The following is a 12,769-nucleotide window of genomic DNA, read 5'->3' on the forward strand; positions in this document are numbered from 1 at the left end:
CGGCGCAGACGCCCCGCTACAGGCGCGTGGCGTAGTTGGACAGGTAATCCGCGTGAATGACCGGGCGGCGCTGGCTCACGTCCAAATCGCACGTGCTCTTGCCCAGCATGAGCTGCAGCTCGGCTGCGTCGTAGGCGACCTCGCCGCGGCCGACGGCCTGGCCGTTCGGGCCGAGGATCTCCACGATGTCGCCGCGGTGGAAGTCGCCTTCGATTTCAGTGATACCCACCGCAAGAAGCGACGTGCCGCCGCGGGTGACGGCTTCGACCGCGCCGGCGTCGAGGCGCAGCACGCCCTCGGCGTCGGCGGCGTAGAGCGCCCAGAACTTCCACGCCGACAGCCGCGACGACGGCCGGGTGTGAAACACCGTGCCCACCTCCGCGGTGCGCAGCGCCTCACCAATCTTGTCGGCAGAGGTCAGCAGCACCGGTACGCCGCCGCGCGCTGCCAGGCGCGCCGCCGACACCTTGGCGGCCATGCCGCCAGTGCCGAGTCGCCCGCCGTCGCCCGCTGCGACATCCGCCAGGTCGTTGCCGGTGCGCACCTCGGACAGGAACCGCGCGCCGGGGTCGGTGGGTGGGCGGTCGTAGAGCCCGTCGACGTCGGAAAGCAGCACAAGCGCATCTGCCGAGACGAGCGTGGACACGATCGCGGATAGGCGGTCGTTGTCACCGAAGCGCATCTCGGAGGTGGCCACGGTGTCGTTCTCGTTGACGATCGGAACCGCGTGGAGTTGGCGCAGACGGTCGATGGTGCGCTGCGCGTTGCGTGCGCGGTCGCGGCGTCCCGCATCCGCCTGCGTGAGCAGGACCTGGCCGATGGCGCGGCCGTGGCGAGCGAAAGACTCGCCCCACGTCTGTGCCAGGTACACCTGCCCCACGGCGGCGGCGGCCTGCTTGGTGGCCAGGTCGCGGGGCCGCGACTTCAACCCCAGCGGGCCAACACCCGCGGCGATCGCGCCGGAGGACACGACGATGACATCGCTTCCGGCGTGCATGCGTTCCTCGAGCGCGTCGACGATGCGGTCGATCTTGTCCCTGCACACGGAAAAATCGGCATTGACCAGCGACGAGGTCCCGATCTTCACCACGATCCTGCGGGCGGTAGCGATGTGCTGGCGCAATTGTTCCTGCGAAAGGTCGTCGTTCACCTCTACCCCTGCCAACGCTCGCGGTCCGCTTCCTGCCCATCGCCGAAGTCGAGCTCGTCGATCAGGCCACGGCGCGCCTGGGAGGCACGCTTGCGCTCGGCTGCGGAGGCACGTTCGGTGCCGCCGAAGCGTCCGTCGCGCCCGCGGCCGGCGTTGGTCGGGTCGCCACCAATTGAGGGCTCCCAATCGAAGGAGATCTCACCAATGGTCACGGTGTCGCCCTCGCGGGCGCCCAGCTTGCGCAGCTTGTCCTCCACGCCCGCCTTGTTGAGGCGGTCGGAGAGGTAGCCCACGGCTTCGTCGTTTTCGAAGTCGGTCTGGCGGATCCAGCGCTCCGCTTTCTCGCCGGTGACGATCCAGCCGCCCGGGTACTCCGGATCGGGTGCGACATCGACACCGGAGCCGCGCGTATCGTCCACCGCGCGCGGGTGGATGACCTGCGGCGTGGCATTGGCGGCGACGACCGGGCGCCTCCTGCGGGAGCGGGTGACGATGTCCCACAGCGCCCATTTGAGCTCGTCGAGACCCTCGCGGGTTGCCGTAGAGATCTTGAACACGGGCCAGCCGTACTTCTCCTTGATGTCCTCCTCAAGGAAGTCGGCGAGCTCGCGCGCCTCGGGGATGTCCATCTTGTTGAGCACCACGATGCGGGGACGATCGCGCAGGTCCCCCATGCCGGTGTCTTCCGCTTCGCGGGCAAGGTCCTCGGCGTAGATCCCGAGCTCGGTTTCCATCGCGTCGATGTCCGAGATCGGGTCGCGGCCCGGATCCATCGTCGCAACATCGACGATGTGCGCCAGCACGGCGGTGCGCTCAATGTGGCGCAAAAAGTCGAGGCCGAGCCCCTTTCCCTGGCTGGCGCCCGGGATGAGTCCGGGCACGTCGGCGATGGTGAAGGTGCCGCTGTCGACGTTGACCACGCCGAGGTTCGGCTGCAAGGTGGTGAACGGGTAGTCCGCGATCTTCGGCTTCGCTGCCGAGAGCACAGAGATAAGAGAGGACTTGCCTGCCGAGGGGAAGCCGACCAGCCCGACGTCCGCCATGGATTTCAGCTCTAGGACGAGGTCGTGTGCCTCGCCGGGCTCGCCCTTGAGTGCAAAGCCGGGGGCCTTGCGCTTGGCGGTGGCCAGCGCTGCGTTGCCCAGACCGCCGAAGCCGCCCTCGGCCGCGATGAAGCGCGTGCCGGGCACGGTCAGGTCCGCGAGGATCTCACCGTCCGGGGAGCGCACGACAGTGCCGACGGGCACCTCAAGCACGAGGTCCTCGCCGCGGGCGCCGTTGCGGTGGTCGCCTTCCCCGTTGTTGCCGCGCTTGGCTTTCAGGTGCGGGCGGAACTGGAAATCCAGCAGGGTGTGGACCTGCGGCGAGACTTCGAAGATGATGTCTCCGCCGTGGCCGCCGTTTCCGCCGTCAGGGCCGCCGAGCGGCTTGAATTTCTCCCGGTGGACGGACACACAGCCGTGGCCGCCGTCTCCTGCTTGGAGGTGCAGTACCGCACGATCGACGAACTGGGCCATGCTCAGATACCTCCGGTGACGTTGGTTGTGGCCTGCTACTTTACCAGTTTGCCCATCGGCGCCTCCACGCCGCGTGGGCGTGGGCTCGAATAGCTGGCGTTCACAACAGCCTGGTGAATTGTATTTTCAATGCAAAAACTGCCGGCAGCGATGTCGCTGCCGGCAGTCACTCAACGAACGTGAGTTACGCGGTTGCCTCCGCGGCGGTGCCTTCGTCAACGACGCCGGCTGCCTCTGCGGCCTCGAGGACCTCCACAGAGACACCCTCGCCGTCGGCGGGGACAATGTTCACGATGCGGCGGTTGCGCTTGATGCCGAACTGGACGGAACCTGCTGCGAGAGCGAACAGGGTGTCGTCGCCACCGCGGCCGACGTTGTCGCCCGGGTGGAACTTGGTGCCGCGTTGGCGGACGAGGATCTCGCCGGCCTTGACCTGCTGACCGCCGAAGCGCTTCACACCGAGGCGCTTGGACTCAGAGTCACGACCGTTCGAGGAGCTGGATGCACCCTTCTTGTGTGCCATGTCTGTATCTCCTTGAGTTAGGAAGTCTTACTTGATACCGGTGATCTTGATGGTGGTCTGCGGCTGGCGGTGGCCCTGGCGGACCTTGTAGCCGGTCTTGTTCTTGTACTTGAGGATCTCGATCTTCTTGCCCTTGCCGTGCTCGACGATCTCGGCCTCAACGTTGACCTTGGACAGTGCATCTGCGCCTGCGGTGACATCTGCGCCATCGACGAGAAGGACCGGGGTGAGCGCAACCTTAGCGCCCGCCTCACCCTCGATCTTCTCGACCTTGACCAGGTCGCCTTCGGCAACCTTGTACTGCTTGCCGCCGGTCTTGACGATCGCGTACATAGAGGGTTACCCCTTATCTCATCTCGTACGCCCCCGGCATGCCTCGGAAGCGTGTGGAACAGTAATTAGCGTTATGGGGGACGGATACCGCCCGCCGTGCCCGCATGCTTGGGCTACGGGGCGCGCACGCCCCATAACAGCGACTGTCAAAGACTACTACGCAGCCCTTATAAAGGGCAAATACTCCTTAGGACGACTTCTTGCGCACCGCCCGCCGGCGCCCGCGCCCACGGGAAGAATCGGACTCGCGGTTGCGGTTCTGCGCAGCGTCTTCCGACTTCCCGGCCTTCCCAGTCTTCTCAGCCTTCTTTCGCTTCTCGACGCCCTCCCGACGCTCTTCAACCTTCGACCCACCATCCGCGGTGGCCTGGGAGCGGCGCACCGCACGCCGACGCCCGCGCCCGCGACTGCGTTCCTGCCGCTGCTCTTGCTGCTGCTCCTGGCGGTCCTGGCGGTCCTGGCGGCCCTTGCGCTCGTCCTGCTTCGGAGTGTGCTCACTGTCAGACTCACGGGCGTCACGGCTGTCCTGCGCGAAGTCCTCACGCCGCGGGGCGTGGTCGGACCGCGAGTTGCCGCGGGTGCGGCGCTTGCGGCGCGGGGACGCCTCGAACTCGGCGACGGCCTGCTCAAAGCTGCGCTCGTCGGACTCATCCTTTTCCGGACGCTCCTTTTCCGGACGCTGCTGCTTCGAGGCGGACTCAGCGGTCTCGGGGACCTCTGCGCCGCGCCCGCGCCCACGGCTGCCTCCGCGGCGCCCGCGGCGTCGGCCGCGGCCGGAGCGCTCCTTGCGGCTCTCGTCCTGGTTCTCGTCCCGATTCTCGTCCCTGGGCTCACCGCTGGCGTCCTCAGCCGAGCGATCCTCGCGCGTTCCGAGCACCGAGTCGGCGATCTCGTTGAGCGCGTCCTCGTCCAGCGCGATAACACTCTGGCTCTCCTTGCGCGGAGTGTCCTCGGCGCGCGCCTGGTGAGGCTGATCGTCGCGCGCAGGCTTGCGCGAGCTGCGGTGCGGCGGGTCGGCGGGTGCGTTCAGGTCGGCGTCGACGGGGTCCTCGGTGAGAATGAGGCCGCGGCCGCCGCAGTGCTCGCACGGGGTGGAGAAGGTCTCGAGCAGGCCCGTGCCAAGGCGCTTGCGCGTCATCTGCACCAGCCCGAGCGAAGTGACCTCGGAGACTTGGTGGCGGGTCCGGTCGCGTCCCAGCGCTTCCTTCAGGCGGCGCAGTACCAGTTCCTGGTTTTCCGGCAGGATCATGTCGATGAAGTCGACGATGATCATCCCGCCGAGGTCGCGCAGGCGCATCTGGCGCACGATCTCCTCGGCGGCCTCGAGGTTGTTGCGGGTGACGGTTTCCTCGAGCGAACCTCCCGAGCCGGTGAACTTGCCGGTGTTGACGTCGATGACCGTCATGGCCTCCGTGCGCTCGATGATGAGCGTGCCACCCGACGGCAGCCACACGGTGCGAGACAGTGCCTTCTGAATCTGCTCGTCAATCCGGTACGCCTCGAACGCGTCCTGGCCGCCGTGGGCGGCGGCGTCGTAACGCTCCAGCCTGTCGACGAGGTCCGGGGCGACGGAGGAGACGTAGGCGTGGACGATGTTCCATGGACGCTTACCGTCAACAATAAGCGCGCTGAAGTCGTCGTTGTAGAGGTCGCGCACGACCTTGACCAGGAGGTTGGGCTCCTCGTACAAGGTGACGGGCTTCGCGCCCTTCGACTTCTTTTCCTTCTCCGCCTGCTCCTGGATGGCTTCCCACTGGGTGTGGAGACGGTTGACGTCGGCGGCAATGGCTTCCTCCGGCACGCCTTCTGCGGCGGTGCGGATGATGGTTCCGCCCTTGCCTGGGACGACCTTGTTCAGAATCTCCTTCAAACGCTTGCGCTCAGGCGCCGGGAGCTTGCGGGAAATACCCGCGCTGCGGCCACCGGGAACGTAGACGAGGAAGCGGCCCGCCAGCGAGATCTGCGTGGTCAGACGCGCGCCCTTGTGGCCGATCGGGTCCTTTGATACCTGGACAAGGACCTGGTCGCCGGACTTCAGCGCCTGCTCGATGCGGCGGGAGCGACCGCCGAGGCCGGCCGCCTTCCAGTCCACCTCGCCAGCGTAGAGCACACCGTTGCGGCCCTGCCCGATATCGATGAACGCCGCTTCCATGCTCGGCAGCACGTTCTGCACGCGGCCGAGGTAGATGTTGCCGATCATCGAGGCGTTCTGGTCGGAGGTGACGAAGTGCTCGACAAGCAGGCCATCCTCCAGGACACCAACTTGGGTGATGCGGCCTGCGCCGTCACGACGGTTGCGCTCGCGCACGACCATGGTGCGCTCGACGGACTCGCGGCGCGCCAGGAACTCAGCTTGCGAGACGATGCGGCTGCGCTTGCGCCCCTCTTCGCGGCGCTCGGTGCGGCGCCGGCGCTGCGCCTCCAGGCGGGCAGAGCCCTTGATGCCCTTCGGCTCCTCGATCTGCTCGACGCCTTCATTGTCTGCGGAAGCATCTGCGACATCGCTCCCGGCAGAGATCTCTTCGGCGTGCTTTTCAGTGTTCACTGCCGCCGTCTCAGGCGCATCACCCGCGGAAGACTGGGCCGCAGATGCCTTACCCGCACTTCCGGCCCGGCTGGCACGCCGGCGCTCCGCCCGTGACGGCGGCTTGAACAGCGGCGTGTACGGAGTGGCGTCACCGGTCTCCGGGGCCGGGGTCACCTCTGGCTCGACGTTGGTGAGCAGCTCGTCGCTGTCCTCCTCGACAGTTACAGCATCCTCAGCGTCGGGCTCGCCGGCGGCGTCGCTCAGTTCCGCTTCCACCTTCTCCTCGATCTGGTGGATCTCGTTTTCGACGTCCTTACGCACGCGCTGGCGGATCTTCTCCTCCTGCTCCGGGCGGCCCGCCTCAGCATCAACGGTGTTGACGGGGCTGTTCGGGGACTCGAGGGCGTCGAGAAGCTGCTCGACCTCAGCCCTTGTCAGCGTGGACTGGGCTACCTTGACCAGGCCGAGCTCGTTGAGGGTTACCACCAGCTCCTTTGAGGGGATCTCCAGCTGCTTGGCTAGCTGGAAAACGCGGGTCTTCTCCCCCAGCGCGGAACGGTCGAAGGTCGCAGCGGGCTTGTTGTCCGCCTTTTTCGTCACCTTCTTCGTCGACTTTCTGCGGGGCCTTTTAGTTTTCTCGGATTCTGCGCTCTTTGACACGAGCTCTCTCCTGTTGTGTAGCCCGCAGGCACGGCACCGGGCGCTGGCGAATACTACCTCGCCGCCGCCGCGCGGCCGCCGCGCTCCGCGGGGACGTGTATGGAAGCTTGTCCGCACCGGGCGCGTGGCGCGGTGCTGGCTCCCATTCTGGCACAGGAGACCCCTAAAGGGGCGTTACGGGGCTCGGCGATTATGCGTGTGCGCCGAGAGCATCTACCAGCGCCGCGCGAGCTGTCGCACGAGGGTCTTCCCCGAGGTGGGAGGATACGATCACCGCTCCGATGACGACCTCGAGCAGGCGGCGTGCGTTCACGCCCGGGCGTTGGGCGGCGGCCAGGAGCTCGTCGCCAAGCTCAACGAGTTCGGCGACCCGTGTTTGCGCCGTGGCGGACGCACCGGACGCCGCGGAATCGTGCTCCTCTCGAGCGGCATCGATGGAAAGCAGGACGTAACCGCCCAGGTCGGCAGGGTTGCGTAGCGTGAGGGAGTCGATGAAGAGATCCGCGAGTTCCTCCGCGGTGGCGTCACCAGACACTGCGGCAGTGCCACGTGCGAGCAGGGATACGCGCTGGGACTGAATCTCGGCGAGGCAGACCTCGATGAGGCGCTCGCGGCTCGAGTAGTAGTAGCCGATCGACCCCACGGGCACGCCCGCGACGGCCGCCACATGTCGGTGGGTGACCTTCTTCAGGCCCTCCGTAACCATCAGTCGGGTCGCCGCCTGAAGAATCGCACTGCGCTTATCCACGGCACGCGTCTGTTCGCCACTTTGAACCACAATGCTCACCTCCGATCCCACTTTGCATGCACATTAATTCATATCCAATACCAGGTAAACCGATGGTGATTAGCCCTGTCTGGACTTCGATTAATCTGCCAGCGTCCTCCCATGGAGATCGGGGGTTGGACCCCCTGTTTTAGCTGATGAAGCCCTCCCCCGCGCGCCACAGCTTCGTCGCGGCGAGGTGGACCGCAGCCTCCGGGTGCTCGACATCGGAGACGCGATAAAACTCCATGCCGATTTCACTTCGGCGGATGCGCGTGACCGCGTAGCCGTGCGCGTCGAGGTCGAGGTGCTTGACCCACGGGTTGAGCTGGCGGATCAGCCCTTCCGCGAGGTGGGACGCCGAGTTGTCTTCGGGCACGCGGATCTGCGTCGCTGTGGCGATCCAGTCGTCGACGTTCGCGGCGCTTATCGACGCAGTGACCAACTCGCAGCCAATCTCACGACCGTCGTGAATGACGGAATTCGCCCATTCGGTGTGGATGTCGCCGGTGAGGAAGAGAACATTGGCACCGTCGGCAGCGAGGACGTCGAAAAGCTCCTTGCGTGCGGAGGCGTACCCATCCCACTGGTCCGGATTGAGCGGCAAACCGCTGACCGAACGAGAGAACCGGCCCAGCATCTGGTTGGCGATCACCGCATCCGAGCTCGTCTCCGGGAGCCTGCCCAGCACCATGGGAGCGACCATCACGGAGTTACCCATCACGTTCCACGTTGCGGTGTTGGCGCGCACGGTACTGGCAAGCCACTGCATCTGTTCGTTGCCCAGCATGGTGCGTCCGTCGTCGTAGCTGAGGTGACGCGCAACCTGCTCGTCGCGGTACGAGCGCAGGTCCAGCATGGTGAGGTTGAGCAGGTTGCCGAACTGCAGGCTGCGGTAGATATGCCCGCCGTCGGACGGGCGGGTTGCGCGCACTGGCAACCATTCGAAGTAGGCCCGCTGTCCGGCCGCGCGCCGATCCGCAAATGCGCCTTCGGCACCCTCGATGTGGTTTTCGGCCCCGGCACGCCAGGCGTTATTGGCCGTCTCGTGGTCGTCCCACACCACGATCCAGGGCGCGGACGCGTGCGCGCGCTGCAGATTGAGGTCCTGCTTGTAGCGGCCGTGGCGCATCCGGTAATCAGTGAGCGTAATCGTCTCGTGCAGCGGCGAATGGGGCCGCGAGACGCCGCTCTTACCCGTGAAACCTCCGGTCGGGTACTCGTAGATGTAGTCACCCAGAAAGACGACGGCATCGAACTCGCCACGTTCGCCGCGCTCGGCCATGTCGCGGTAGGCGGAGAAGTACCCTGCTTCCCAGTTCGCGCACGAGGCAACAGCGAAGGTGATTTCATCGACGGCCGCATCGTAGGCCGGCGCGGTCTTCGTGCGGCCAACCGGGGAGGTCACACCGTTGTAGGTGAAGCGGTAGAAGTAGACGGTTGCGGGGTTGAGCCCGTGCGGGTCGACGTGAACGGTGTGGTCGGATGCCGCGCTCGCCTGCGTGGTTCCGGTGCGGACTATCTGGGCAAAATCTGGGGTGGTGGCTACTTCCCAACCAACAGTGGCCTCGGCGCCAATGCCGGAACCCGGTACAGCGTCCGGGCTCACGGTCACTCGGGTCCACAGGATTACCGACTCCGGTGTCGGATCGCCCGAGGCTACTCCGTGCATGAAGTGGGAGTACTCGGACTCGGGCGCTCCCGGAAAAGCGACAGCGCCGGGGAGTGACGAGCCAGACGACTGTGCGTGCGCACCTGGAGACGCAGCGACAGAGGCGGCAGCGATGCCAGAGCCGATGAGGAAGCTGCGGCGCGGGAGGGGGATGCGGGAGAGCTCGAAGGAGGCCATGGCCTTCAATGTCGCCTCCTCGCGTGCCCCGCGCAACATGAAAAACGCCGGTTAAAGACCTTTTCACAGGCTCTTTACCCGGCGTTCAACGTGGCGGCAGGAACCTAGATGTTGGGGAACCAGATGGCGATCTCGCGCTCTGCGGATTCCAGCGAATCGGAGCCGTGCACAACGTTCTCGGAGACCTTCAGAGCGAAATCGCCGCGGATCGTGCCCGGGGCCGCCTTCTCCACCGGGTGGGTGCCGCCGGCAAGCTGACGCCACGCGGCGACGGCGGACTCGCCCTCGACGATTCCGGCGACGAGGGGTGCGGAGGTGATGAAGTCAACGAGGTCGCCGAAGAACGGCTTGTCCTTGTGCTCCGCGTAGTGCTGCTCGGCGGTTTCGCGGTCGGCAGTGCGCAGGTCCATGGCGACCAGCTTGAGGCCCTTGCGCTCGATACGGGCGATGATCTCGCCGACGTGGCCGTTGGCGACACCGTCCGGCTTGATGAGGATGAGAGTGCGTTCAGTCATGGGGCTCACTGTAACTGACACCGCGGCCACGGCCGGGCATGAAGCCGGGGATAAATCTGCCGAAATCACACCACCCCGCGCTGCGCCAATGTAACCTACAAGACACATTCCATAATAATGAGACGCCCGTCACATCAAGGAAGTGATTCCGTGATTTCCACCAGCCCCTATCCAGACCTCGACTACCCCAGCACAGACGTTGTCAGCCTCATACTCGGCGACCTGTCCCCAGAAGACGCCGCGCTTCCCGCCATCACCGAGCTCTCCACAGGCGTGACCGCCACCTACGGGGAGCTCAAGGACCGGGTCGAATCCATCGCCGGTGCACTCGCGGAACGTGGAGTTGGCCCAGGAGATGTGGTCACGTTGCAGGTTCCGAACTCGATTAACTTCGCCGCCGCGCTGCTCGGCATCATGCGCACCGGCGCCACGGTCAACCCGGTGGGAATGCTCATGAACCAGGCCGACGTAGAGCACATTGTCCACGCCTCCGGTTCCGTGTTGTTCATCGGCCCGACCGACCTCGAACAGATTCCGCAGATCTTCTCCATGGAGCTCGGTGCACTGGCGCGGCGCGGGCTTTCCGCCCCCGCGCTGCGCGTCGACCCCGACTCCCTCGCGGCATTGCCGTTTTCTTCCGGCACCACTGGCCTGCCCAAAGGCGTCATGCTCACCCACCGCAACCTGGTTAGCAACATCGTGCAAGTCGACGCCATGATGGGGCGCACCGGGATCAGCGAGCGCGCCAACACGCTTAGCGCCCTGCCGTTTTCCCACATCTACGGACTGACTGCTCTGCTCCTCGCACCGCTGTATCGCCGCCAGCACGTCTTCACCATGCCCAAGTTCGACCTCGATATGTTCCTTGCAGCGCACGCGGACAAGGAGATCGAGCTGACCTTCATCGCCCCGCCAATGGCCATTGCCCTGGCCAAGGGCCCACAGATCATCCCGTCGTGGTTTAGCGCCTCCCGCCTCATCATCAGCGCCGCCGCGCCTCTCGACGCCCCCATCATGCGCGCCGTCGAAGACCGCCTGAACACCAAAGTTGTCCAGGGCTGGGGAATGACGGAAGCCTCCCCAATGGTCACGATGAATATCCACGGCGATGCCGGGCACGCGACCGTGGGCAAGGCCGTCCCCGACACCGAACTCCGCCTAGTCAACATCGACACCCTCGAAGACGTCGCCGAAGGTGAGGAGGGAGAAGTGCTGGTCCGTGGCCCGCAGGTGATGCAGGGCTACTTCAACAACGAGAAGGCGACCGCCGAGACGCTGCTTAGCGGCGGATGGCTGCGCACCGGAGACATCGCTCGGATTGAGGAGGACGGCGGGCTGCGCATCATCGACCGAGCCAAAGAAGTGATCAAGTACAAGGGCTACCAGGTCGCCCCGGCAGAGCTGGAAGCGCTCCTTCTGACACACCCCGACATCGCCGACGCGGGCGTGGTCGGCGCGGACCGCAACGGGCTAGAGATCCCGCGCGCATTCGTGGTCCTGCGCCACGGCGCCGAGCTCACCGCCGGTGACATCATGGATTGGGTTGCCGATCGCGTCACGCCGTACAAGAAGGTGCGCGCAGTCGAGTTCGTCTCCGAGATCCCGAAGAACCCGACCGGCAAGATCCTGCGCCGCGAGCTCCGCGAGGTGCCGTGGAGCGACGAGGCATCCTAGGAACTACCCCACCCCAAGGAGGAAGATTATGTCCGGCACGTCGACTTTCAGCGAATTCCGCAGCGTCCCGCTCGACCCACGCACCGACTATTACGGCCTCTTCACCGGCGTCGATGGCGAAGACCTGACGTGGTGGAAGACTGCACGCGAGTTCTGCGACTACGCCCGCCCCGGCATCAATGAGGCCTGGGAGGCCGCCGAGTACGACGTCGCGGCCATCGAAGAGGCGGCGCGCCGCGGCCTTGTCCGCGACGGAATCAGCATCGAGGGCCTACCGGAAGTATCCCTGCGCGCCAGGCGCCTCATCGGCTTCGAGTTCGCGCGCTGCGATGCTTCCCTGTCCACCGCGCTGGGAGTTCAGGCTGGCCTGGCCATGCGCTCCATCGCCGAGCTCGGCTCACCTGAGCAGCGGGAAAAGTATCTTGTCCCGATGTCGCGCATGGAGATCCGCGGCGCGTTCGCTCTGACCGAACCGGACCACGGCTCCGACTCCGTCGGGTTGGAAACCACCGCGACGCGCGACGGTGACGAGTGGGTCATCAACGGCGAGAAGATGTGGATCGGCCACGGCTCCGTCGGCCACATCGCGATCGTCTTCGCGCGCATGGACAACGGCAAGGTCGGCGGCTTCATCGTCGACCAGGACTCCCCCGGCTACGAGGCCGAAACCATCACCGGAAAGGCCGCCCTGCGCGGCATCCCCCAGGCGCGCATCTGGCTTCACGACGTCCGCGTGCCCGATTCCCGCCGCCTACCGGGCTGCGCCTCCTTCCGCGACACCGCCAAGGTCCTCATGGGCTCGCGCATCGGCGTCGCGTGGAGTGCCTTCGGCCTGGCCGTGGACTGCTATGAAAAAGCCCTGGCCTACGCCTCCGAGCGCGTCCAGTTCGGCCGCCCCCTGATTAAGAACCAGATCATCCAGCAGCGTCTCGCCGACATGCTTGCCGACGTCACCACGATGGGCCTTTACTGCACGCGCCTGCTCAAGATGGAGGAGGCCGGAACCGTCACCGAGCAGCAGGCCTCGCTTGCCAAAGTCACCAACACTCGCGCCGCGCGCCGCGTCGCCGCCAACGCCCGCGACATGTTCGGCGGCGTGGGCATCCTGCTGGAAAACGACGTCATCCGCCACATGACAGATGCAGAAACGCTGCACACCTACGAGGGCACCGACACCATGCAGTCGCTCATCGTGGGCAAGTCCATCACCGGTACCAGCGCCTTCACCAGTTGAAACCCCGCGATAGAAAGGCAT

General features: G+C 65.7%; 9 protein-coding genes and 1 pseudogene. 2 read left to right on the forward strand and 8 right to left on the reverse strand.

Features of this window, described 5'->3' with window-relative positions; all coding sequences use genetic code 11:
• Nucleotides 1–16 precede the first annotated feature (16 nt).
• From proB to ndk, 8 genes and pseudogenes are all read right to left on the reverse strand, one after another.
• On the reverse strand, nt 17–1,150 hold the full coding sequence (proB, locus tag VVR41_RS09700) for a glutamate 5-kinase (RefSeq protein WP_321101284.1): 1,134 nt from the start codon (nt 1,148–1,150) through the stop codon (nt 17–19).
• Between the two features lie 2 nt (nt 1,151–1,152).
• Nucleotides 1,153–2,667 carry a GTPase ObgE gene (gene obgE / locus VVR41_RS09705; RefSeq protein WP_368524598.1) on the reverse strand — a complete coding sequence of 505 codons (1,515 nt, stop codon included), beginning with the start codon at nt 2,665–2,667 and terminating at the stop codon, nt 1,153–1,155.
• A 271-nt stretch (nt 2,668–2,938) separates the two neighbouring features.
• Nucleotides 2,939–3,190: pseudogene (gene rpmA / locus VVR41_RS09710) on the reverse strand (50S ribosomal protein L27); the annotation flags it as partial.
• 27 nt (nt 3,191–3,217) lie between these two features.
• Nucleotides 3,218–3,523, reverse strand: a complete 306-nt coding sequence (rplU, locus tag VVR41_RS09715; RefSeq protein WP_321101288.1) for a 50S ribosomal protein L21 — start codon at nt 3,521–3,523, stop codon at nt 3,218–3,220.
• Between the two features lie 187 nt (nt 3,524–3,710).
• Nucleotides 3,711–6,650 (reverse strand): translation initiation factor IF-2 N-terminal domain-containing protein, encoded by a 2,940-nt coding sequence (locus tag VVR41_RS09720; protein ID WP_368524599.1) that lies wholly within the window; start codon nt 6,648–6,650, stop codon nt 3,711–3,713.
• A gap of 250 nt (nt 6,651–6,900) precedes the next feature.
• On the reverse strand, nt 6,901–7,458 hold the full coding sequence (locus tag VVR41_RS09725; RefSeq protein ID WP_368524600.1) for a TetR/AcrR family transcriptional regulator: 558 nt from the start codon (nt 7,456–7,458) through the stop codon (nt 6,901–6,903).
• 169 nt (nt 7,459–7,627) lie between these two features.
• On the reverse strand, nt 7,628–9,325 hold the full coding sequence (locus VVR41_RS09730) for an alkaline phosphatase (RefSeq protein WP_368524601.1): 1,698 nt from the start codon (nt 9,323–9,325) through the stop codon (nt 7,628–7,630).
• A gap of 104 nt (nt 9,326–9,429) precedes the next feature.
• Nucleotides 9,430–9,840, reverse strand: a complete 411-nt coding sequence (gene ndk / locus VVR41_RS09735) for a nucleoside-diphosphate kinase (protein WP_321101292.1) — start codon at nt 9,838–9,840, stop codon at nt 9,430–9,432.
• A 150-nt stretch (nt 9,841–9,990) separates the two neighbouring features.
• Between ndk and VVR41_RS09740 the strand changes: the two genes are divergently transcribed.
• Together VVR41_RS09740 and VVR41_RS09745 are read left to right on the forward strand one after the other, a co-directional pair.
• Nucleotides 9,991–11,514 (forward strand): AMP-binding protein, encoded by a 1,524-nt coding sequence (locus VVR41_RS09740; protein WP_368524602.1) that lies wholly within the window; start codon nt 9,991–9,993, stop codon nt 11,512–11,514.
• 28 nt (nt 11,515–11,542) lie between these two features.
• Nucleotides 11,543–12,748, forward strand: a complete 1,206-nt coding sequence (locus tag VVR41_RS09745) for an acyl-CoA dehydrogenase family protein (RefSeq protein ID WP_368524603.1) — start codon at nt 11,543–11,545, stop codon at nt 12,746–12,748.
• Nucleotides 12,749–12,769 lie beyond the last annotated feature (21 nt).

The sequence above is a fragment of the Corynebacterium sp. LK2510 genome, assembly GCF_040946405.1.
Lineage (GTDB): Bacteria > Actinomycetota > Actinomycetes > Mycobacteriales > Mycobacteriaceae > Corynebacterium.

Coding starts and splice junctions, on each gene's coding strand:
- obgE (WP_368524598.1), bottom strand. CDS start 2,667: ATGGCCCAGTTCGTCGATCGTGCGGTACTGCACCTCCAAGCAGGAGAC.
- rplU (WP_321101288.1), bottom strand. CDS start 3,523: ATGTACGCGATCGTCAAGACCGGCGGCAAGCAGTACAAGGTTGCCGAA.
- VVR41_RS09730 (WP_368524601.1), bottom strand. CDS start 9,325: ATGGCCTCCTTCGAGCTCTCCCGCATCCCCCTCCCGCGCCGCAGCTTC.
- ndk (WP_321101292.1), bottom strand. CDS start 9,840: ATGACTGAACGCACTCTCATCCTCATCAAGCCGGACGGTGTCGCCAAC.
- VVR41_RS09745 (WP_368524603.1), top strand. CDS start 11,543: ATGTCCGGCACGTCGACTTTCAGCGAATTCCGCAGCGTCCCGCTCGAC.